Source organism: [Mycobacterium] stephanolepidis (assembly GCF_002356335.1).
Taxonomy (GTDB): domain Bacteria; phylum Actinomycetota; class Actinomycetes; order Mycobacteriales; family Mycobacteriaceae; genus Mycobacterium; species Mycobacterium stephanolepidis.
In genome coordinates this window covers 4,671,988-4,693,005 of record NZ_AP018165.1, presented here as the reverse complement: position 1 = coordinate 4,693,005, position 21,018 = coordinate 4,671,988, and the positions used below count along the sequence as shown (strand labels likewise).

General features: G+C 64.0%; 19 protein-coding genes and 2 pseudogenes. 14 read left to right on the top strand and 7 right to left on the bottom strand.

The features are described from left to right. Nucleotides 1–21: 21 nt before the first annotated feature. From MSTE_RS23285 to MSTE_RS23265, 5 genes are all read left to right on the top strand, one after another. Nucleotides 22–705, top strand: coding sequence for a DUF3137 domain-containing protein (locus MSTE_RS23285; protein ID WP_096506310.1), 684 nt, complete (start codon nucleotides 22–24; stop codon nucleotides 703–705). Nucleotides 706–714: 9 nt separating this feature from the next. Then, nucleotides 715–1,326 (top strand): LemA family protein, encoded by a 612-nt coding sequence (locus MSTE_RS23280; RefSeq protein WP_096504755.1) that lies wholly within the window; start codon nucleotides 715–717, stop codon nucleotides 1,324–1,326. Beyond that, on the top strand, nucleotides 1,327–2,022 hold the full coding sequence (locus MSTE_RS23275; RefSeq protein WP_096504753.1) for a DUF3137 domain-containing protein: 696 nt from the start codon (nucleotides 1,327–1,329) through the stop codon (nucleotides 2,020–2,022). A 71-nt stretch (nucleotides 2,023–2,093) separates the two neighbouring features. Beyond that, entirely contained in the window at nucleotides 2,094–2,495 is a 402-nt protein-coding gene (locus tag MSTE_RS23270; protein WP_096504751.1) for a VOC family protein, read from the top strand. Nucleotides 2,496–2,569: 74 nt separating this feature from the next. After that, on the top strand, nucleotides 2,570–4,048 hold the full coding sequence (locus tag MSTE_RS23265) for a M1 family metallopeptidase (protein ID WP_096504749.1): 1,479 nt from the start codon (nucleotides 2,570–2,572) through the stop codon (nucleotides 4,046–4,048). 57 nt (nucleotides 4,049–4,105) lie between these two features. Here MSTE_RS23265 and MSTE_RS23260 read toward each other — a convergent pair. Beyond that, nucleotides 4,106–5,081 (bottom strand): annotated as a pseudogene (locus tag MSTE_RS23260) (sigma-70 family RNA polymerase sigma factor). A gap of 41 nt (nucleotides 5,082–5,122) precedes the next feature. After that, nucleotides 5,123–6,817 (bottom strand): DUF3556 domain-containing protein, encoded by a 1,695-nt coding sequence (locus MSTE_RS23255; protein WP_096504747.1) that lies wholly within the window; start codon nucleotides 6,815–6,817, stop codon nucleotides 5,123–5,125. 80 nt (nucleotides 6,818–6,897) lie between these two features. Here MSTE_RS23255 and MSTE_RS23250 point away from each other — a divergent pair, with 80 nt between their 5' ends. Further along, entirely contained in the window at nucleotides 6,898–7,716 is an 819-nt protein-coding gene (locus MSTE_RS23250; protein ID WP_096504745.1) for an alpha/beta hydrolase, read from the top strand. A gap of 14 nt (nucleotides 7,717–7,730) precedes the next feature. On the opposite strand, the gene MSTE_RS23245 is transcribed toward MSTE_RS23250, so the two are convergent. Beyond that, nucleotides 7,731–8,873 carry an oxygenase MpaB family protein gene (locus MSTE_RS23245; protein WP_096504743.1) on the bottom strand — a complete coding sequence of 381 codons (1,143 nt, stop codon included), beginning with the start codon at nucleotides 8,871–8,873 and terminating at the stop codon, nucleotides 7,731–7,733. 253 nt (nucleotides 8,874–9,126) lie between these two features. On the opposite strand from MSTE_RS23245, the gene MSTE_RS23240 reads away from it, so the two are divergent. Both MSTE_RS23240 and MSTE_RS23235 read left to right on the top strand, forming a co-directional pair. Then, entirely contained in the window at nucleotides 9,127–9,879 is a 753-nt protein-coding gene (locus MSTE_RS23240; RefSeq protein ID WP_096506309.1) for a DUF2786 domain-containing protein, read from the top strand. Further along, the gene (locus tag MSTE_RS23235) at nucleotides 9,876–10,382 is read left to right on the top strand and encodes a TIGR04338 family metallohydrolase (protein ID WP_162291729.1); all 507 of its coding nucleotides are present in this window, start codon (nucleotides 9,876–9,878) and stop codon (nucleotides 10,380–10,382) included. The genes MSTE_RS23240 and MSTE_RS23235 overlap by 4 nt, the downstream gene beginning before the upstream one ends. Here the strand turns inward: MSTE_RS23235 and MSTE_RS23230 are convergent. After that, nucleotides 10,379–11,028: pseudogene (locus MSTE_RS23230) on the bottom strand (O-methyltransferase). The gene MSTE_RS23235 and the pseudogene MSTE_RS23230 overlap by 4 nt on opposite strands. A gap of 49 nt (nucleotides 11,029–11,077) precedes the next feature. Further along, nucleotides 11,078–12,796 carry an aldehyde dehydrogenase family protein gene (locus tag MSTE_RS23225; protein ID WP_096504739.1) on the bottom strand — a complete coding sequence of 573 codons (1,719 nt, stop codon included), beginning with the start codon at nucleotides 12,794–12,796 and terminating at the stop codon, nucleotides 11,078–11,080. Between the two features lie 87 nt (nucleotides 12,797–12,883). Here MSTE_RS23225 and MSTE_RS23220 point away from each other — a divergent pair, with 87 nt between their 5' ends. Both MSTE_RS23220 and MSTE_RS23215 read left to right on the top strand, forming a co-directional pair. After that, a complete protein-coding gene (locus MSTE_RS23220; protein ID WP_096504737.1) occupies nucleotides 12,884–13,609 on the top strand; it encodes a TetR/AcrR family transcriptional regulator in 726 nt (241 codons plus the stop codon). A gap of 51 nt (nucleotides 13,610–13,660) precedes the next feature. Next, nucleotides 13,661–14,473, top strand: a complete 813-nt coding sequence (locus MSTE_RS23215; RefSeq protein ID WP_096504735.1) for an SDR family NAD(P)-dependent oxidoreductase — start codon at nucleotides 13,661–13,663, stop codon at nucleotides 14,471–14,473. On the opposite strand, the gene ilvD is transcribed toward MSTE_RS23215, so the two are convergent. Then, entirely contained in the window at nucleotides 14,470–16,173 is a 1,704-nt protein-coding gene (ilvD, locus tag MSTE_RS23210; RefSeq protein ID WP_096504733.1) for a dihydroxy-acid dehydratase, read from the bottom strand. The two genes, MSTE_RS23215 and ilvD, sit on opposite strands and share 4 nt — an antisense overlap. A 109-nt stretch (nucleotides 16,174–16,282) precedes the next feature. On the opposite strand from ilvD, the gene MSTE_RS23205 reads away from it, so the two are divergent. The 3 genes from MSTE_RS23205 (at nucleotide 16,283) to ricR (ending at nucleotide 18,677) form a co-directional block, all read left to right on the top strand. Further along, a complete protein-coding gene (locus MSTE_RS23205) occupies nucleotides 16,283–17,665 on the top strand; it encodes a WS/DGAT/MGAT family O-acyltransferase (RefSeq protein WP_162291504.1) in 1,383 nt (460 codons plus the stop codon). Between the two features lie 74 nt (nucleotides 17,666–17,739). Continuing rightward, nucleotides 17,740–18,369, top strand: coding sequence for a DUF305 domain-containing protein (locus tag MSTE_RS23200; protein ID WP_096504731.1), 630 nt, complete (start codon nucleotides 17,740–17,742; stop codon nucleotides 18,367–18,369). Nucleotides 18,370–18,374: 5 nt separating this feature from the next. Beyond that, nucleotides 18,375–18,677 (top strand): copper-sensing transcriptional repressor RicR, encoded by a 303-nt coding sequence (gene ricR, locus MSTE_RS23195; RefSeq protein WP_096506305.1) that lies wholly within the window; start codon nucleotides 18,375–18,377, stop codon nucleotides 18,675–18,677. On the opposite strand, the gene MSTE_RS23190 is transcribed toward ricR, so the two are convergent. Further along, nucleotides 18,674–19,276 (bottom strand): SACE_7040 family transcriptional regulator, encoded by a 603-nt coding sequence (locus MSTE_RS23190; protein ID WP_096504729.1) that lies wholly within the window; start codon nucleotides 19,274–19,276, stop codon nucleotides 18,674–18,676. The two genes, ricR and MSTE_RS23190, sit on opposite strands and share 4 nt — an antisense overlap. A 101-nt stretch (nucleotides 19,277–19,377) precedes the next feature. On the opposite strand from MSTE_RS23190, the gene MSTE_RS23185 reads away from it, so the two are divergent. Then, nucleotides 19,378–20,955, top strand: a complete 1,578-nt coding sequence (locus tag MSTE_RS23185) for a carboxyl transferase domain-containing protein (RefSeq protein WP_096504727.1) — start codon at nucleotides 19,378–19,380, stop codon at nucleotides 20,953–20,955. Nucleotides 20,956–21,018: the final 63 nt, after the last annotated feature.

The following is a 21,018-nucleotide window of genomic DNA, read 5'->3' as shown; positions in this document are numbered from 1 at the left end:
ACGGTGGGCGAGGGGGAGATCGTGTCTGAGAGCCTGCTGATCGCGACGGGTGTCGCTCTCTTCGTGCTGGCCTTTGCGGGGGTGTGGTTCCTCTCGTCCCGGATGCGGCAGAAGAGAATCGCTATCCTCAGCGCCTGGGCGCAGGCGCACGGTTGGACGTACACCGCCGAGGACCAGAGCCTGCTGGGTTTGTCCCATGATGAGCCCTTTGGGCAGGGGCATAGCCGCAGGTGTCAGGACGTCTTCAACGGCAGCATCGGTGGTCACGAATTCGTGTCGTTCCAGTACACGTACAAGGTGACCACCGGCAGTGGCGACCAGCGGAGCACCGAGACCTACTACTTCATGGTGACCTGCATCGTCACGCCACCGTCGCCGTATCGGCTGGAGATCAAGCCCGAGGGCCTACTTGCGGGACTCGCTCGTGCCGTGGGGTTTACGGATCTGGAGTTCGAATCCGACGAGTTCAACAAGCGGTTCAACGTCAAGGCCAATCCGGAGCGGTTTGCGTATGACGTGCTCAATCCGCGGGCCATGGAGCGGATGTTGGCCGACCAAAGATATTCGCAGCCCTTGCGATTCGAGAACGGGAGACTGCTGACTTGGCGTCGCGGCAAGCTCGATGAGCAGAGGATCGCCGGCGAGGTGCAGTACCTGATAGATACCGTCGAACCAATCCCGGCGTATGCGTGGGAACAACACTAGGAGAAGGAAATGACTCCACTTCTGATCGCCGCCATCGTCGCGGTGTTTTTCGCGCTGGTGATTGGACTTTGGCTGCTGACCACATACAACGGGTTCGTCAGAATCCGCAATCTGGTCCAGGAAGCGTGGAAGCAGATCGATGTCGAACTGCAGCGCCGCCATGACCTCATTCCCAACCTTGTCGAAGTAGCCAGCACCGCAGCGCAATTCGAGCGAAACACGTTGCAGCAGGTGACCGCTGCACGCAACCTTGCTCGGGATGCGGCCGCCACACATCAGGGCGTCACGGCTCAGGCTCAGGCTGAGCAGCAGCTCTCTGGAGCCTTGGGGCGTTTCTTCGCCATCGCCGAGAGTTACCCGCAGCTGCAGTCGATTCAGAACTTCGTCGCACTTCAGAGCGAACTCGCCAACACCGAAGATCGCATCGCGGCGGGTCGGCGCTTCTACAACGGCAATGTGCGTGCGCTCAATACGAAGGTCCAGACGGTCCCTTCCAACATTGTGGCGAAATGGTTCGGGTTCACCGCAGCCGACTACTTCGAACTCGACGATCCAGAGGCGCGAAAGGTGCCCAATATTCGCGGAGCCTTCGACCGACTGAATCCACCTCCACAGCAGTAGATGGGTGCGCTGCTCAGCGTGCTGATCTTCGGTGCGCTCGCTGTGGGTTTCGGCGGACTTGTGCTGCTGGGCGTGTGGTTGTTCAAGGCAGTTCAGCGGAACCGTCAACGGCGCTCGGCGTGGTTATGGTCCTTCGCGTCTGGTCGGGGATGGAGTTTCGCCGAGAATGAACCCGGTCTTGTCAGGCTTTCGGCCCATGCACCATTTGGTTTGGGACACAGTCGATCTGCGACGGACGTGATTCGCGGCGTCATTGATGGGGTGCCCTTCGTGTCGTTCACCTACATGTATCGGACGGGTGACTCATCGGAGAACTCCGAGGTTACCTACACCGCAATGGTGACGTTTGTGAGGACGCCGCCGTCGCCGAACATGCTGGTGGTGACTCCCGAAGGGGCGCTGTCCGGACTGAAGGAGGCGATGGGGCTCGGGGATCTCAAGTTGGAGTCGGAGGACTTCAACCGGCGCTTTCACATCCGCACCAACAACAACCGATTCGCCTATGACGTATTGAACCCCGGCACTATGCACCGCATGCTGACCGACCGGCGATTTCAATTGCCGATGAGGTTCGATAACTCCAACCTGTTTACCTGGCGGTGGGAGGCGCTAAGGCCAGAATGGGTTGAGCCGCACGTGCGGTACCTGATCGATATTTTGCGCGCCGTTCCCGAGTACGCATGGGAACGGCGATGAGTTTCCGGACTCCGGGTAGTCGGTACTGATGAACGGTGGAAACGCCACTGTCTACGCACTGAGGAGACCCGATGTCCCGCATGCTGTTCGTCAACCTTCCCATCGCCAACGCCGCGGCCAGCCGCAAGTTCTTCGATCACCTCGGCTTCTCTTTCAACGACCAGTTCTGCGACGAGAACATGCTCTGCATGGTCATTAACGAACAGAGCTGGGTGATGATGTTGGAGGAAGACCGGTTCCGCGGATTCATCGCCGACGACATCGCCGATACCTCCAAGAATCGTGAAGTGCTGCTCTGTGTTTCGGCCGACAGTCGGGAGGGTGTCGATGAACTGACGGATGCGGCGCTTGCCGCCGGTGGGGTGGATTGGATGCCGGCGCAGGAGCTTGGCTTCATGTACGGACGGTCGTTCCGTGACCTGGACGGACACGTGTGGGAGGTCAGCTGGATGGATCCGGCACACCTGCAGTAGCTGCCCGCGATTCGTGCCGCCTTACGTAGAGTCGTTCATCAGGGTCACAGGGGCCCGCTCTACGTAAGGCTCACATGATTCTCAAGACTCTCGGGATCCCGGCCGCTCTGGCGGCGCTCGTGATCGGCGTGGCCCCCGCGCCCGCGCAGGCGACCGATGTCTTCACCCCGGGATCGCCCAACGGGATCGACAGCTATTTTCCGCAGGATGGCAACGGCGGCTACCGCGTCACCCAGTACGACCTGACGTTGCGCTTCGATCCAGAGACCACCGATGTGAACGGCACGATGGTGATCCGAGCGGCCGCCACCCAGAACCTGTCGAGCTTCAACCTGGACTTCTCGGATCTGGGAACGGTGACGGCCACCGTGGACGGCCGGCCGGCCGGCACCGAATTCAGCGGCGAGCACGAAATGACCGTCACTCCGGACAAGGGCATCCGTACCGGAAGCTCCTTCACAACCACGGTCACGTATGCGTTCAACGAGCAGCAAGAGGCGAAGGAACGCGGTCTCGGTGCGCTGCCGGGTTGGGTACGCAGCACCAGCGGTGGCTATGCCAAGGGCGGTGAACCCGATGGCGCGGAGAACTGGTACCCGTCCAACAACACCCCGGTGAACAAGGCGCCGTTCAAACTCACCGCGACGGTGCCGTCGTCGTGGGTGGCCGTGGGCGGTGGCCGGGAAGGCAAGGCCACCGAGTCCGGCGGCTGGACCACTACCAGCTGGAACGAGCCGAATCCGGTTGCCATGTACCTGGTTCCGTTCGCCGTGGATCATTTCTCGGTGTTCCGGTCCACGCTGCCCAGCGGTACTCCGGTGGTGAGCGCGTTTGCGCCCGACGCGGGCTCCGGTAGCGCCGAGGCGCGGTTGCCCGAGGTGCTCAGCTTCTTGGAATCCAAGCTCGGCAAGTACCCGCATGTCGCGGCGGGCGGCATCTTCGCCGACCCGATCCGCGAGGACATTTCATTCAGTGCCCTGGAAACTCAGACTCGCCCGTACTACACGTTCAGCCGCGATACCGAGGAGGAAAAGCGACTGTCGGTGGTAGTGCACGAGAACACCCACGAGTGGTACGGCGACGTGGTGTCGGTCGAGCAGTGGCGCGATATCTGCCTCAACGAGTGCTTCGCCTCGTACCTGCCGTGGATGTGGTCGGAGGAGAAGGAAGGCAAGTCCATCGACAAGCACTACCGCGAGACCGTCGAGAAGATTTGGGATGAGGACAAGGTGTGGGGGAACCTGCTCTACGACATGTGCCCGGACGCTGCCGAGTGCAGTGCGGACGAGGTCTTCAATCCGCTCGGTGTGTACGGCAAGGGCCCGCTGGCGCTTCATGCGTTGCGTCGCACCATCGGGGACAAGGCATTCCTGGAGATTTTGCGGTCATGGCCGTCGGCGCACAAATGGGGCAATGCGACCTGGCCGCAGTTCGAGGCGTACGTGCAGAAGGTCACCGGCAAGGACCTCTCCGGGTTCTTCACCGCGTGGTTCCACAGCACGACCCGCCCCGCGGACCAGTACCTATTCCCGGGGAGCCTTGCTCAGCGGTAAGCGGCTGCGCCGAGACCGAGGTTGTGGCGCGAAAATGCGAGACGAATCCGCCACAACCTAGGTGTCGAGGTCGGTGAGTTCGGTTGGCAGTCCAAACTTCTCAAACAGCGAGATGTCGAAGAAGCACACCACATGGGCCACGCCCTCCGGGGTGACGTCCAGGACGTGCATCTGGAACGGGCGGTGCACCCCGTCGCTCTCGCGCATGTAGAGCCCGATGGCGGGCTGGCCGTTGGCTGACGTCTCGAGCAGGCGCATATCGCCGGCGTGCTCGGCGGGGCACTGTTCCTTGATGAGCGTGGCGATGCTCTGCCCGCCCTGATACCAACCGGTGAACGGCGGCATCTCCCAAATCGCTTCGGTGGTAAACATTTTCGCGAATCGCGTCGACGTCATAGCGCTCAAATGCGTTGATGTACTGGCGGAGCTGCTCCCGCAGCATCGGGTCCTCGGGTTCCAGCAGGGTCTCTTCGCGTGGCGATACTTCCTGGAGCTGTGCACGGGCGCGCTGCAGCAGACTGTTCACGGCGGCGGTGGTGGAACCGATCGCCTCGGCGACCTCCTGGGCTTTCCATTGCAGCACCTCACGCAGCACCAGCACCGCGCGCTGTTTGGCGGGCAGATGCTGCAATGCGGCGACAAACGCCAGACGTACCGACTCCCGTGAACCCACGATGCTGGCCGGGTCTGTCGCATCGTCGGGCAGCGGTTCGAGCCACGGGATCTCGGTGCGCTCGTCCAACTCGGCGAGCGGGTCGGCGCTGGGTGCTCCCAGCCCGGTGGGCAACGGGCGGCGCTGCTTGCCCTCCAGCGCCGTCAGACAGGTGTTGGTGGCTATCCGGTAGAGCCAGGTGCGCACCGACGACTTGCCCTCGAACCGTTCGTAGGCCTTCCAGCCGCGCAGGTAAGTCTCCTGCACCAGGTCCTCGGCATCGTGGATGGAGCCCGTCATTCGGTAGCAGTGGGCCAGAATTTCGCGCCGATATTGTTCGGTGTGCGAAAGAAATTCATCCTCGATGGCTTGTGCCGTCACGGGGGCGACAATAGTCGCGTCCACCGACACGTGTCAGCCGGTTACCGGGTGTTGACGTGCACGGGCAGCTCGTCATCCCAAGGCTGACGGTTGACCATGTCGGCCACCCGAACGTAGCCGCTTTCGAACTCGCCGGTGGCCGCGTCCACGAGTCGATATTGCTGGGTTTGACGATGGATGGGCTGAGCATCGAGTAAGACGATGCGCACCTCACCCGGCTCGAACTGGCACCGCTCCTGCATCGCGGCGATCAGCTGCTCGTTGTGCATGTGCCCGTCGCCGAAGTTCCAGCCGATCGCCGTGCTGCAGATCCGTTCACCGTCGGTGATGACGTAATCATCTTCGCGGTCGCGACCGCTCGGGCCCGCCATGGCCCGGTGCGCGAGCGTGAACATGGCCCGCCCGTGCGTGTTCATGGCGCGGAACGCATAGCCGATATACATGAGCAGCGGTGCCTGGTCGGTGCCGTAGTAGCGCTCCATCTGGGCCTGCGGCATGCTCGCGATCGCCACGATGCCCTTGTCGATTTTCGCGCTGGCCGACGGTTTGATGCACCACAGTGTGGTGTCCCAGTTGCCGGCGTAGTACCGCATGCCCGGCAGAAAGGAAATCTTGCGGGGCAACAGGTTTCCTGCGATAACCACCCCGGCGCTGAGCGCAAATAGGGCAAGCACCGGCACGGGATGTTCCATATCGCGCAGACCGATGTTCGTGTGCGCGAAGAACAGCGACAGCACGCCGAAGATCATGAACACATTCCACTCCAGCGGCACACCCATCGGGATGGCGGTGAGGATGCCCAGGTGGAAGCACACCATCACGATGGCGGCCACCGTGGTGCCCCAGCCGCCATGACCGAAGAACAGGGCGATGGGCACCAACATCTCGACCGCGGTGCTCAGATGTGCGACGACGCGGGAGAGCCGTCCGGGGCGCAGGTCGTCGGGGAACTTCTCGAAGAATGCCCGCTTGAGCCGCTTGGCACGGATGAGCGGGTTGTTGGACATCATCGTCGAGATGACAAAGGGGAAGTGGTGGTTGAGTTTTGACGTCGCCGCGCCCATCCAGATGACGACGAAGATGAGCTTGGCGGCGACGATCATGTCGGCCCCGGTGAAGAGGAATGTCACGGTGAGAGCGCCGTACACCTCGCCGCGCGCCGCCAGGAAGATCACCTTGTCGCGTAGGCCGGCGATGGCCAGCAATCCGAGTATGGTGACGACCGGCCAGAGGGGCAGCAGCCCCGTCGGTGCGGGCTGGGAGAACAGCGCGACCACGAGCATCGCCAGCAGGGCGGCGTACAGCACCACATCCACGGGGGTTCGTGCGCTGCCTCGGGTGAGGGGGATGCGCGGCCAGGGTGGCAGGCGAATGGTGCTGGGACGCAACCAGTACAGGATCGAACCCAGGGGAGGGAAGAACCTGTTGTTGAGTGGGCCGAAGCCGCAGCCGAGGCCGATGACCTCGAACAGCATGGTGTAGAGCACCACCTTCTGGAAGACGATGGGTGCGGACCAGTCGGCAGGTCCGACTCCGTCAGTCGAGACCATGGCGAACAGCCAGCCACCGAGGATGTACAGGCCGATCTTCAGGACGTAGAAGAGATGCAAGGCCACTGGTGTCCCGAAGCCCACCTCGGCCCAGTGCCGGGCCATCGGACGTATCTTCTCGGCGCGGGTGCCCTTGCTCCATTCGGCGATATCGACGACGGGCAGTGTGGGCTTGAGGAATCCCATGACCCCACACTAGAACGTGTTCTAGTTGATGTTGGCCGGTTCGACAGTTCCGTAGAGTTTCCGGGGTGAGTGGATCTCGGGTGCAGCGCGCCTTCGATGGTGCCGACAACGTGCGGATCGTTTATGACACCTGGACGCCGGAGAGACCGCCGCGTGCCGTCGTCATGCTCTCGCACGGTTTCGGCGAGCACGCGCGGCGGTACGACCACGTCGCCCAGCGGTTCAATGACGCCGGGTACCTGGTGTACGCCCTGGATCACCGTGGTCATGGTCGTTCCGGGGGTAAGCGCGTGTATCTGCGGGACATCTCCGAGTACACCGACGACTTCGGCACCCTGGTGGACATCGCGGCACGCGAGTACCCCGACCTCAAGCGAATTGTGCTCGGGCACAGCATGGGCGGTGGCATCGTCTTCGCCTACGGCGTGGACCACCAGGACCGTTACGACCTGATGGTGCTCTCGGGGCCCGCGATTGCCGCGCAGGTCGGATTGCCGTACGTGTTGACACTGGTGGCTCCGGTGGTGGGACGGCTGGCGCCCGGGCTGCCGGTCCAGAAGCTCGATGTCAACGCGATCTCTCACGACCCGGCGATCATCGCCGCGTACAACGCGGACCCGTTGGTCCATCACGGCCGGGTGCCCGCGGGGATCGGCCGGGCACTGTTGGGCGTGGGTAAGACGATGCGCCAGCGCGCCGCCGGTCTGAGGCGCCCGGTGCTGACGATGCACGGCGAAGGCGACCGTTTGACGGCGCCCGAAGGCAGCGTGTGGCTCTCCGAAGCGGCACCCGATGCGACACTGAAGATCTGGAATGGCCTCTACCACGAGATCCTCAACGAGTTCGACAAGGAACTCGTGCTCGACGAGGTGGTGTCCTGGATCGACGCGCGCCTCTGACGGGACAGCGGCCGCTATCTACGCATCTGTGACAGATCGCGGAAGTCATGGGTGTGCGCACCTGACTGCCAGTCGATCCAGCGTTCCCAGCGCCGCATCTTGCCTTTCTGCCAGCGTCGGTCTACTGCGGGGACTGCATGACGAGCGAGTTCTATCGCGGCGATGAAGGGCGCTCGTGCCACAAGTACTGCGGTGCCGAGCCAGCCGTTGGGAATTCGATAGAGCTTGCGGTTCCACGGCAGCATGAACAGCCGTGTGAAACCTGCCTGAAGCTGCAGATGGAACATTCCCCGAAGCCGATTGACCCGCGTCGAACTGGCGCTCGGCGTGAATGACGGGACGAAGGACTCCACGAGTTCGTGGGACGCCTCACCGCCATCGTAGGCACGGGTGGAGTCGAAGTGGTACAGGATCCGTAGACCATCGATGACCGTACGCGGGTAGATGTCGTCGCACCGCACTCCAAGCAGATATCCCAGGTATCTGCAGAAATGCAGCGAAGCAAGGATTTCCGACCTGGTAGTGAGGTAACCAGTGGTCCACAGTCCGAGTCCGGGCGCCACACTGCCGCCGATGAGTGTCAACAGCATCTCCGATTGGCTGATCGGCGCCCCCCACTGCTCTTGTTGCCATTCCGGGTGCTTGGACACGCCGCGGCGTACGGACACGTGCATGATGCGGATCTTCATCGTCAACTGTCGGGCGGTGGAGTACCGGTCCAGGGCGGCACCGGGGCGTGAGCACTCCAGCCACCATCGGCTGGTTTCGAGATAGCGGTGCATCGCACCTTCGCCCGCATAGCCGCCGGCGAGCGAGAGCGGGATCGCCAGCCAGCCTTCCGTATAGGTGTCCATAGTGCTTGCGTTGGCGAAGGAACCCATGTCGTAGCCCCATCGCCGCCATACCGCGGCGCCAGCTTCGATAAGCTCTGGGTCAGCCCACGTCGGCATTGTGTCGAACTCGGCGAATAACGCTCGCATCGACTCGGGTGCGTCATTGACGGCGCCGATCCCTTCGGTGAGCGCATGTTCAACCATGGCGCGGCCACGCTCGGGACCGATCTCCCCGTAGTACACCTCCTCGACGAACTTCTCTGCGACGGGATCTGTTATCCAGAGGCCTTCTCCATACTTGCGTACCACCTCATCGGAGGGCATCAGGTCGAAAGCTGTCCATCGCTTTAAGGCGTTCCGCACTCTGGTCTGTGCTGGAGCAGGGTCCGCGAGGTGTGCTTCGTATGCCGTAGGCAGTGCAGCGTGTTCTAGAACTGTCACGTGGTCTCCACTTTCTCGCCGCGATCATGTCCGAGTATCGAAACACAAAGCTAACTATTTGACAATCAGTGTTGTCATAAGTTTCGGCGGGGCTTGCTGCGGCCGCATGTCCCCGCGCTCGCCTAGTCTGGCCTTCGTGACAGAGGACAAGCAGCTCTCGCGGATCGCCGCACTGCTCCGCCAGGCCGAGGGCACGGACAACGCCCATGAGGCCGAGGCCTTCATGGCGGCGGCGCAACGCCTTGCCACCGCGACCTCGATCGACTTGGCGGTCGCCCGTGCGCACTCCGCCAAACGAGATGCCCAGGCGCGGCCCACCCAGCGCACCATCACCATCGGCGAGGCGGGCACCCGTGGCCTGCGGACCTATGTGAACCTGTTCGCGTTGATCGCCGGTGCCAATGACGTCACGTGTGACGTCGCATCCAACTCGACGTATGTGTATGCCTACGGCTTCGCCGAGGACATCGATGCCGTCCACGCGCTCTATGCCAGCCTGGTCGTCCAGATGGTCAGGGCCTCGGACACGTACATCGGTTCCGGTGCGCACCGGCCCACGCCCACCATCACGGCCCGTCTGAACTTCCAGCTGGCGTTCGGCACACGGGTGGGGCAGCGGCTGACCGACGCTCGGCAGGAGGCGCGCGCCGAGGCGGTCAAGACCGAGAAACGGGGCACGGGAACCGAACTGGTATTGCGTGACAAGGACATCGAGCTGCGTGACTTCTACAAGGGTGCCTCGACGGCCCGCGGTCGGTGGCGTGCGGTGAGCGCGCAGGCCGGTTACTCCTCGCACGCCCGGCGTGCGGGTGATCGTGCGGGCCGCCGGGCCAGGCTTGGGAACAGCCCGGAACTGGCAGGTGCGCGTGGCGTATTGGAGCAGAACTGAGCGATCAGCCACGGCCACGTGATTCCCGGCGCGCCAAAGTATACGCGGCCGAGGAATTCGTGCGCACCATGTTCGAGCGGGCGGCGAGCCACAGTCAGCGCGATATCGTTTTCTTCGGTACTAGGTTGACGCTCCCACCCGAGGCGCGCTTCGCGTCGGTGGAATCGGTGCAGCGATATGTCGATGACGTGCTGGCCCTCGTGGCGAGTAGATGGATCGCTGGACCCGTCACGGTGCGTGCCCGTCGCGGTGCGACGGCTGCGCATTACGAGTGCGACGGAGACCGGGCGGCCATAGCCGTTCCCGACGATCGCAACGGGAGTGCCTGGGCCATGCGGGAACTGGTGATCCTGCATGAGCTGGCGCATCACCTGTGCCCGCACGACGCTCCGGCGCACGGGCACGATTTCGTGGCCCTCTATCCAGAGTTGGCCGGGCTTGCCATGGGGCCGGAGGTTGAGTTCGTCTTGCGCACCGTGTACGCCCGTGAGGGGGCGCGTTAGCGCACGACGGCGATCGCCAGCCCGTCCCAGCCCTTGACGTCCACCGTCGGCAGCGCGGTGGCATCCAGACGCGGATCGGAACCCAGCCACTCCAAAGCTTGGCGGGTCCCTTCGGCGTTCGGGCCTTCGTCCGAGATCCAGCGAATAACGTTGTCCACCAAGATGACTGCCCCGGGTTTGGTGATCCGCAGTGCCCAATCGAGGTAGCCCGGGTTGTTGGATTTGTCGGCGTCGATGAACACCAAATCGAACGGCCCCTGCACTGAGGGCAGCGAATCGAGTGCCGGGCCCACCAGAACCTCCACACGCTCGCCTAGGCCGGCGCGTTGCAGGCTTGCCTGCGCGACGGAGGCATGTTTGGGCTCGAACTCCAGTGTCACCACGGCACCCTCGGCGGGTACAGTACCGCCTTGGCGAGCCACGCGGTGCTGTACCCACCGAGCGTGCCGATCTCCAGCACGCGGCTGGCCTTGGCGATCGTTGCCAACAGGTACAGGAACTTGCCCTGCGCGGCCGATACCGCGATATCCGGCAGACCGCCGTCCTCCTGCGCCTGCCGAATATGGTCCAGCTCGGCGGCATCGGCAGCGACTGTGCGCTCCAGGTACTCGTCGACTTCTACCCAGCGGCTCTCTGCGTTGCCCATGACCCGACATTACGCCGCACCGAGATGGTGCTGGGCAACGTGATTCGCGTCAGCCGCGTAGCGCGGAGATGAAGATCCGAGGGACTTTCAGCAGGCTGGGCTTACCGGCGAAGTCGACCAGCAGTTCGCCGGTGCCCGCCGCTGTGGCATTGCTCACGAACCACGGTGGCTTCGGGGACAGAGCCCATTCGCCATGTGCAAAGGACCGCGGGAATGGCCGGAAGGGGCCGCGGACCACGGTACGTTCCGGCTTCTCGACCAGGAAGCCGTTGTGTACCACGCCGATCCCGCTTTGTACGTCTTTGAGCACGTGGCCGGGGAATGCGCCCCACGTCGCGGAGGGGGTCAGATATCCCACCCCGGTCCAGGCGTTGATCGCGACGGTGCCGTACCGCAGGTCTTCGACCAAGGTCTCGAAACGCGATCCCAGCGCCTTGATGGTGTCGGGGTGCGCGAGCACATTGACGCCGAGCGTTCCGACGAACTCGTCATTGGCGACTCGTGCGGCCTCCTGCAGGAAGAGGGCTCCGTCCGGGTCATTGGCGATATCGAGTTCGATGACGCCCAGGACCGGCCCGAAGTACTCGGTACGCAGCAGAGCCGTGCGATCCTCCGGATCGACCACGAGCACGCGCGCGCCGTTCTGTCCGAGGCGCTCGGCGTCGGGGTAGGACTGTTGCGCACCGGCGACCCGGTCGTCTGAACCGGGGTAGTAGGCCGGACGGGGTGGCGCCTCGTCGACGGCCTTGCGCAGCGCGGCGAGGAACTCTTCGCGCTGTGGCCAGGCCTTCGAGAGCACCACGACCTGCGAGGCGATGCAGTTGTAGCCGTTGTTGTGTAACCGCTGGGTGGCGATGTGCCGGGTCTGGAACTCGATATCGGAGGAGCTCCACTGGCCGGGCACCACGATGGTCGGCGAAACACCGCCGAGCTCGCTGGTGATGGCCTTGTCCAGGACCGGTTGGTTGGCGGCCTTGCGCTGTGCACCTTCCTCGCCGGTGCCGAACACGATCGCGTCGTGGGTGACCGAGCTGCCGGTCATATGGACGTGATCAACCAGCCGATGGTGCACCAGGTAGGTGCCGACGTCGGCGCCGCCGGTCAGGATCCGTACCGCGCCGATCGCGATGAAGGGCTGCAGGACCTTGGTGAACACCGGCAGCAGTGGATCGGTGATGGGGTTGAGCTTGAGGGCCACCACGCGGTTGTTCGCGAAGAGTTCGTACAGGGTGTCCAGGGGCGCGATCGAGGTGATGTTGCCTGCGCCGAGCACCGCGCCGACACCCTGGGTGCGGCTGGGGTCACGCTGCGCCAGGCCGGCCGTGCGCAACGCCTCGGCCTTATCCACACCGGGCTGCAACCACAGCTCGGCGCTGAACCCGGACAGCAGCAGCTTGTCGAAGATGTTGAGCGGCAACACCGAAACCGTCGTACGACCGCCGGGAGTGACACCGAATTCGGCGTCCTGAAGCGGGCTCTGACCGGCTTGGAGCTGCTCCAGGCTGGCGATCAGGGAGGCGATGGCCCCCGCCACGGCGTACGGGCCCGAGATCCATTCCTCGCCGACCAGGGGAGATTCCGGGTCGAGCTTCTTGATCTGGAAGGCCGCCGCCTGCACCCACTGGTGCGCATTGTCGATCACGCGCTGGCGGGTATCCGCCAACAAGCGCAAACGATCTGCCAACGAGGTTTTGGCCCAGGCCTTTTCGCCTTCGGTCAAGTCCTCCAGGGCTTGGTCGACGGGGGATTCGATCTGTACGTCGGTCATGGATGTCAGCTCGCGCTCTAATCGAAGTCGGGTGGTGATTGTGTTCGGTGGGTCACATGGTACGTGACGTACCACCCCATTGCTAGAGTGAGCTTCGTGCAGCCCGACAGCCAAGAACTCCCAGCTGGCAGGTGGGATGGCCAGCGCGAACGGCGCCGGGCCGAGTTCGTCGAGGCCGCCCTTGCCGCCATTGCCGAGCACGGTCCGCAGACGTCCACGGAGCAGATCGCGGTCTATGTGGGGGTCACCCGAACAAAGCTCTATCGGCACTTCGACGGCGCCGCGGACTTACAGCGCGCCGTGGCTCGGCGGGCAGGCGACATGATCATCGCCGAGCTTGCGCCGGTATGGCAGCCGCTCGGCTCGATGGCACAGATCATCGAGGCGGGTATCGGTGCGTACGTCCGTTTTCTGGTCGGGCACCGCAATCTGTATCGGTATCTTGCGCGATGCTCGCTCTCCGAGGGCTCGGATGCGCCCGACGCCATTGCCGATATCAAAATATCTGCGGGACTGCATCTTTCACGGGTGTTCGCCGTCTACCTTGAAGCATTCGGGGTTGATGTCGATGCCGAGCTCCTGGCGATGGGCATTGTCGGGATGGCCGAGACCTCGGTGAGTTACTGGCTGGACCAGCCGGGGGAGACCTCGCAAGAGCGATTGATCGAGAGTCTGGTTCGGCGTATCTGGCTCATCGTGGAGGACAGCCTGCGTGCGGGCGGTGTCTACCTCGACAGCGAGGAGCCGCTGCCAGAACCGGGGGAAATCGAACGGAACGCGCAGCGTTACCGAGATCCCGCACGCCTCCCGTAGCCCCGAAGATTTCCCGCCGTCGCCGCACTGCCGGCGGCATAGGCTCAGTGGGTGCTTCCCTCCCCGCGCGCCGATGCCGCCGTCCTGATCACCGGATCCTCATCGGGCATTGGCGAAGAACTGGCACGAGAATTCGCCCGGCGTAGTTATCCCGTGGTGTTGGTGGCGCGGCGCGCCGATCGGCTGCAGGAGCTGGCCGAGAGCCTGGGACCGACTGCTTACGCACTGTCCGTTGATCTTTCGAGTGCCCAGGAGCGCGCTCGGTTGCCTCAGCGCGTAGCGGAGCTTGGACTCGAGGTTGACGTGCTGGTCAACAATGCCGGTTTGAGCACGGCGGGGCCCGTGGCCGAATCCGACCCCGCCGCCGAGCTCAACCTCGTGGAGGTGGATGTCAGCGCAGTGGTGGATCTCTGCTCGCGCTTTGTGCCGCAGATGGTGGCACGCGGCAGGGGTGCGGTGCTGAACCTCGGCTCGGTCGGCGCCTTCGGCCCGCTGCCCGGGCAGGCCGCCTATGGGGCCGCGAAGGCATTCGTGGTGTCGTACACCCACGCGCTGCACGAGGAGCTGCGCGGCACCGGCGTCAGCGCCGCCACGCTGTGCCCGGGTCCGGTGAAGACGGGATTTGGCGCGGCGGTGGGTATCTCCGATGAAGACGCCGAAGCCGCGATGCCCAAGGTCATGTGGGTGGACGCGGCGACCGTGGCCAAGACTGCTGTCGACGGAATGGTGGCCGGTCGCACGGTGATCGTGCCCGGCCTGGCCAACCGCATCGGTGCGGCCGCCAATCATCTGCTGCCGCGCGGATTGCTCACCCGCATGGTGGCGCGAAGCCATCCCGCACTCAAGAGAGGCCGGAAGGCTTAGCCGCAGATCGCTCCGACAGCCGCCGACTGCACCAGCTTGGTGTACTTGGCCAGCACCCCGGTCTTGTACCGCGGCGGCAACGGTTCGAATCCCTCACGGCGCGCGGCAAGTTCTGACTCGTCGACCAGCAGGTCCAGCTTGCCGTTGGAGACATCGAGACGGATGCGGTCACCGTCTTCGACGAACGCGATGGGCCCGCCATCGACAGCCTCCGGCGCGATGTGCCCGACACACAGACCGGTAGTGCCACCGGAGAAGCGACCATCGGTCATCAGGAGCACGTCCTTGCCCAGGCCCGCACCCTTGATGGCACCGGTGATGGCCAGCATTTCGCGCATACCGGGGCCGCCCTTGGGGCCCTCGTAGCGGATGACGACGACATCGCCGTGCGTGATGGTGCCGTCCTCCAGCGCGTCGAGCGCTGCTCGCTCCCGTTCGAAAACCCGTGCGGTGCCTTCGAACACGTCCGACTCGAAGCCGGCCGACTTCACCACGGCACCCTCCGGCGCCAGTGAGCCGTGCAGGATCGTGATGCCACCTGTCGGATGGATGGGGTTGTTCATGGCGCGCAGCACCTTGCCGTCCGGATCGGGCGGCGCGATATGTGCGAGGTTCTCGGCCATGGTCTGGCCGGTGATCGTGAGGCAATCGCCGTGCAACAGCCCGGCATCCAGCAGAGCGCGCATCACCACGGGCACGCCGCCGATCTCGTCGACGTCCTTCATCACATGGCGTCCGAAGGGTTTCACGTCGGCCAGGTGGGGCACCTTGTTGCCGATGCGGGTGAAGTCGGCCAGGGTGAGGTCGACCTCGGCCTCCTTGGCGATGGCCAGCAGGTGCAACACCGCATTGGTGGACCCGCCGAACGCCATCACCACGGCGATGGCGTTCTCGAAGGCCTCCTTGGTGAGGATGTCGCGCGCGGTGATCCCGCGGCGCAGCATCTCCACCACGGCCTCTCCCGACTTGCGTGCGTACTCCTCGCGGCGCTTATCGATGGCGACGGGAGAAGCACTGCCCGGCAACGACATCCCGAGTGCCTCGGCGGCACTGGCCATCGTGTTGGCGGTGTACATGCCGCCACAGGCGCCTTCGCCCGGACAGATGGCGCGCTCGATGATGTCGACGTCCTCACGCGACATCAGACCGCGTGCGCAGGCACCGACAGCCTCGAAGGCGTCGATGATGGTGACTTCCTTCTCCGTACCGTCGGTCAGCTTGGCCTTGCCGGGCATGATCGACCCGTTGTAGAAGAACACCGAGGCCAGATCCAGACGCGCTGCAGCCATGAGCATCCCGGGGATGGACTTGTCGCATCCGGCCAACAGCACGGACCCGTCCAGTCGCTCCGCCTGCATCACGGTCTCGACGCTGTCGGCGATCACCTCACGGGACACCAGCGAGAAGTGCATACCCTCATGGCCCATCGAGATGCCGTCGGACACCGAGATGGTGCCGAACTCCAGCGGATAACCTCCGGCCGCGTGCACACCCTCCTTGACCGACTGGGCCAGGCGCTGCAGCGACATATTGCACGGGGTGATCTCGTTCCACGACGAACCGACGCCGATCTGCGGCTTGACCCAATCGTCGTCACCCATGCCTACGGCGCGAAGCATCCCGCGAGCGGCAGTCTTCTCCAGACCATCGGTGACGTCGCGACTACGCGGCTTGATATCAGGTGCGTCGTGGGCTGACATGCGTCTAAGTATCCCCGGCGGCTACTTAGCCGGTCAAAGGGGATTCGCTCTTCGTGCCAGCAGCTCATCGCTGTGGATTCCGCCTCCGGAAGCCGAGCAAAGTGGCAGCATGACCGCCATGCCATTCATGCCGGTCAGCGACTCGATGTTTCTCATCGGGGAGACGCGGGAACATCCCTTCCACGTCGGCGGCCTACAGCTGTTCAAACCGCCCGTCGATGCGGGCCCGGATTATGCCGAGGTGTTCTACGAACAGCTGATGTCCACCACCGAGGTGTCATCGGACTTCCGCAAACGACCCGGGCAGCCGCTGGCGGTGATGGGCAACCTCACCTGGATCATCGACGACGAGATCGACTGGGAGTACCACGTGCGCCGTTCGGCGCTGCCGCGCCCGGCCCGGGTGCGCGAACTGCTGACCGTCACCTCACGGTGGCACAGCTCGCCGCTGGATCGGCACCGGCCGTTATGGGAAATGCATGTGGTGGAAGGGCTTTCGGACGGACGCCTGGCTGTCTATACGAAGATGCACCACGCCGTCATCGACGGTGTCGGTGCCTTGCGCATGATGATGCGCTCGCTCTCCGACGATCCCGATGCGCGCGACTGCCAGGCCGTGTGGGCCCCGGCCAAGCGGCGTGCGAAGAGCAGCATCGTGAGTACCACCAACACCTCGGCGCTGGACCTCGTCAAGGGAGCCGCCGGCGCGGTGCGGCAGGTCGTGTCGATTCCGCCCGGTCTGCTCAAGTACGGACGCCACGCGCTGTCGGACCCACAGCTCGTCAGGCCGTTGTCGGCTCCGCACACCATGCTGAATGTCTCGATAGGAGGCGCCCGACGCTTCGCGGCGCAAACCTGGTCGATGACGCGGATCAAGGAGGCGGGCAAAGCTCTGGGGGGAACCGTCAACGATGTGGTGCTGGCGATGTGCGCCGGTGCGTTGCGCACGTATCTGGAGGAGCAGAACGCACTACCCGACAAGCCGCTCATCGCGATGTGTCCGGTGTCGATCCGGGCCGAGGGGGACCAGAACGCGGGGAACTCGATCACCGCGCTGCTGGCCAACCTGGCGACCGACAAGCCCGATCCGCTGGAGCGGTTCAGTGCGATCCGCGACTCGGTGCAGGCCGCCAAGTCGGTGCTCTCGGAGATGACACCCATGCAGCGGATGCTGGTGGGGGCGCTCAATGGAGCTCCCGCGTTGACCGGTGCCGTCCCGGGCTTGGTGGACCGGGCGGCTCCCGCATTCAACGTGATCATTTCTAATGTCCCGGGCCCGCGCACCGATATGTTCTGGAACGGGTTCGAGATGGACGGGTGCTACCCGGCGTCGATCCCGATCGACGGGGTGGCGTTGAACATCACGTGCACCAGCAGTGGGTCGGCGATGCACTTCGGATTGACCGGATGCCGCACGAGCGTGCCGCATCTGCAGCGGATCCTGACTCATCTGGAGGAGGCGCTGACCCAGCTGGAGGAGTCCGTCGTTTAGCGCCTTGTACCCACGAGGGGCATGCCCTCTCGCGATCTCGTACCCTACGGGGGTATCTGAGCTACGATAGTGCCATGCGAAACCGAACTCGGACTGCGATCCTTGCCGGCGCTGCTGCTGCGGTGCTGATTCTGTCAGCGTGTAGCTCGGACAAAAAGGGTGATGAGACGACGTCCGACCATTCAGGTCATTCCGGCATGTCGGGGATGACGACGACGCTCGATACCAATCCGGCGACGGCCCCGTCCGATCACAACGATGCTGATGTGACGTTCGCTCAGCAGATGATCATGCATCACCAGCAGGCCGTCGAGATGTCGAAGTTGACCGAGGGACGCACCGCCAATCCGGCGGTACTGGAGCTCGCGAACAACATTCAGACGGCGCAGCAGCCCGAGATCGACACCTTCACCGAGTGGCTCACCAGCTGGGGTCAGCCGCTCATGCCGGAGGGGCATGACCCCGCCGGACACATGCCTGGCATGGTGGACACGCCGGTATTGGACCGGATGAAGACCCTCAACGGCGAGGTTTTCGACCAGCTGTGGTTGCAGTCGATGATCGCTCACCACCAGGGCGCCGTCGCGATGTCGAATGCGGAACTCTCCGGAGGCCAGTACCCTTCGGCAAAGCAGTTGGCGCAAAAGATCATCGATAATCAGCAGCCTGAGATCGACACGATGCAAGGCCTTCTCAAGGGGTAATGGACATGAGCACGAAGACTTCGACCGGACACGGTTACTCGCTGAAAAAGGATGACTACGCCAAGCGGCTCCTGCGCATCGAGGGGCAGGTGCGCGGTATCGCCAAGATGATCGACGAGGATAAGTACTGCATCGACGTATTGACCCAGATCAGCGCGGCGCAGAGCGCGCTACGGTCGGTTGCGCTCGGGCTCCTCGACGAGCACCTCGGTCACTGCGTCTCCAATGCCGTTGCCGATGGTGGCGCCGACGCCGATGAGAAACTGGCCGAGGCCTCGGCGGCGATTGCCCGGTTGGTCCGCAGCTAGGAGTTGAGCGCGGCAACCACCATCTGCCGCAGCACCGCTCGCGTCTGAGTGGGCGCTGATCGACCGGCGCTGTACGGCGTGGAGTTCATCAGGCCGAACGCGGCATGCGCCTTGATGCGCGCATCCGACTCGTCGAGCTCGCCATCGATCTGGCAGAGCACCTGGACCCAGGCCTCCACGTACCGGCGCTGGTATTGACGCACCTGACGTCGTGCGGTCTCCGGTAGCGAGTCGAGGTCGCGGTCCTGGACCCGGATCAGGTCGCTCTCGTTGAGTGCGAAGTCGAGGTGGAAATCGATGAGCCCCGAGAGTGCCTCTGAAGCCCCGGCTGCCGCCTCGACGACATGGGTGCCCCCGGCCAGTAGTCGGCGGCTCACGTCCGTGAGTAGGTCCACCAGCAGGGCTTCTTTGTTCGGGAAGTGCCGGTAAATCGCCGGGCCGCTAATCCCCACGGCCGAGCCGAGATCTTCCAGGCGCACCCGGGCATACCCACGCATGGCCACCAGCCGGGCCGCAGCCTGCAGCAGCTGATCCCGACGATCGGCTTTGGCACGTTCGCGTTTGTTCGGAGTTTCCGACTCGGGTACCAGGTTGGTCATCACACCTCCTCGGCAGCTCGCTCTAGACAAATCAGTTAATGGAGATTATCTTAATTCAAGTTAATCCTCATTAACTGAAACTTCAGACTTCGGAGCTGGGTATGACTCTGGTTGGTGAGCAGAACAGGGCCGAGCATGCTCGACTGGTCGCCGAGCTGCGGGAGCGGCTCGCCCGCGCTGCGCTCGGCGGCAATGAACAGTCCCGACAGCGGCATGTGGACCGCGGCAAGCTCCTGCCGCGCGACCGCGTCGAGGCGCTGCTCGATCCGGGCAGCCCGTTCCTGGAGTTGTCACCACTCGCGGCGAACGGCATGTACGACGACGACGCACCCGGGGCCAGCATGATCGCCGGTATCGGCCGTGTCTCGGGGCGCGAATGCGTGATTGCCGCCAACGATGCGACGGTCAAGGGTGGCACGTACTACCCGATGACGGTCAAGAAGCATCTGCGCGCCCAGGAGATCGCGCTACAGAACCGGCTGCCCTGCATCTATCTGGTGGACTCCGGTGGCGCCTTCCTGCCCAAGCAAGACGAGGTGTTCCCGGATCGCGAGCACTTCGGCAGGATCTTCTACAACCAGGCCACCATGAGCGCCAAGGGAGTTCCGCAGATCGCCGCGGTGCTGGGTAGTTGCACCGCCGGTGGCGCGTATGTGCCGGCCATGAGCGACGAAGCCGTCATCGTGCGCAAGCAGGGCACGATCTTCTTGGGGGGTCCGCCGCTGGTGAAGGCCGCCACGGGTGAGGTGGTGACCGCCGAGGAGCTCGGCGGCGGCGACCTGCATTCGCGTACCTCGGGTGTGACCGATCACCTGGCATCCGATGACAAGGACGCATTGCGGATCGTGCGCCGCATCGTGTCGACGCTGGCGCCCAAGGTCGAGGCACCCTGGCCGGTTACCGAAACAATTGCCCCAGAGCGCGATCCGGGCACCCTGTACGACGTGGTGCCCACCGATCCGCGCATCCCCTACGACGTCCACGAGGTAATTGTGCGGCTCGTGGACGGTGGCACCTTCACCGAATTCAAAGCGGAGTACGGAAAATCGCTCGTCACGGGAACTGCGCGGCTGCACGGGCACCCGGTCGGAATCATCGCGAACAACGGCGTGCTGTTCGCCGAAAGTGCCATGAAGGCTGCACATTTCATCGAATTGTGTGATCAGCGACGTATTCCGCTGGTATTTCTGCAGAACATCTCGGGATTCATGGTGGGTCGCGATTACGAGGCCGCCGGTATTGCCAAGCACGGGGCGAAGATGGTCACCGCCGTGGCGTGTGCACGCGTACCCAAGCTGACGGTGGTCATCGGTGGCTCCTACGGTGCCGGCAACTACTCGATGTGTGGGCGCGCGTACTCGCCGCGATTCCTGTGGATGTGGCCGAACGCACGTATCTCGGTGATGGGCGGTGAGCAGGCCGCCTCGGTGCTTGCGACGGTGCGCGCCGACCAAAGCGCGGCGTCGGGCAAGGAGTTCACCGAGGACGAGCAGGAAGCGTTCAAGGCGCCCATACGCGAACAGTATGAACGGCAAGGCAATCCGTACTACTCGACGGCACGGCTGTGGGACGACGGAGTGATCGACCCCGCCGACACGCGCACGGTGCTCGGGCTGGCGCTGGGAATCTGCGCCAACGCGCCACTTGAACCCGTTTCCTACGGCGTCTTCCGGATGTGACAGTGATGTGGGGCTACCTCCCGCGTGCGGGGGCCGTTTACACGACAAACAGAAGGTGCGGCC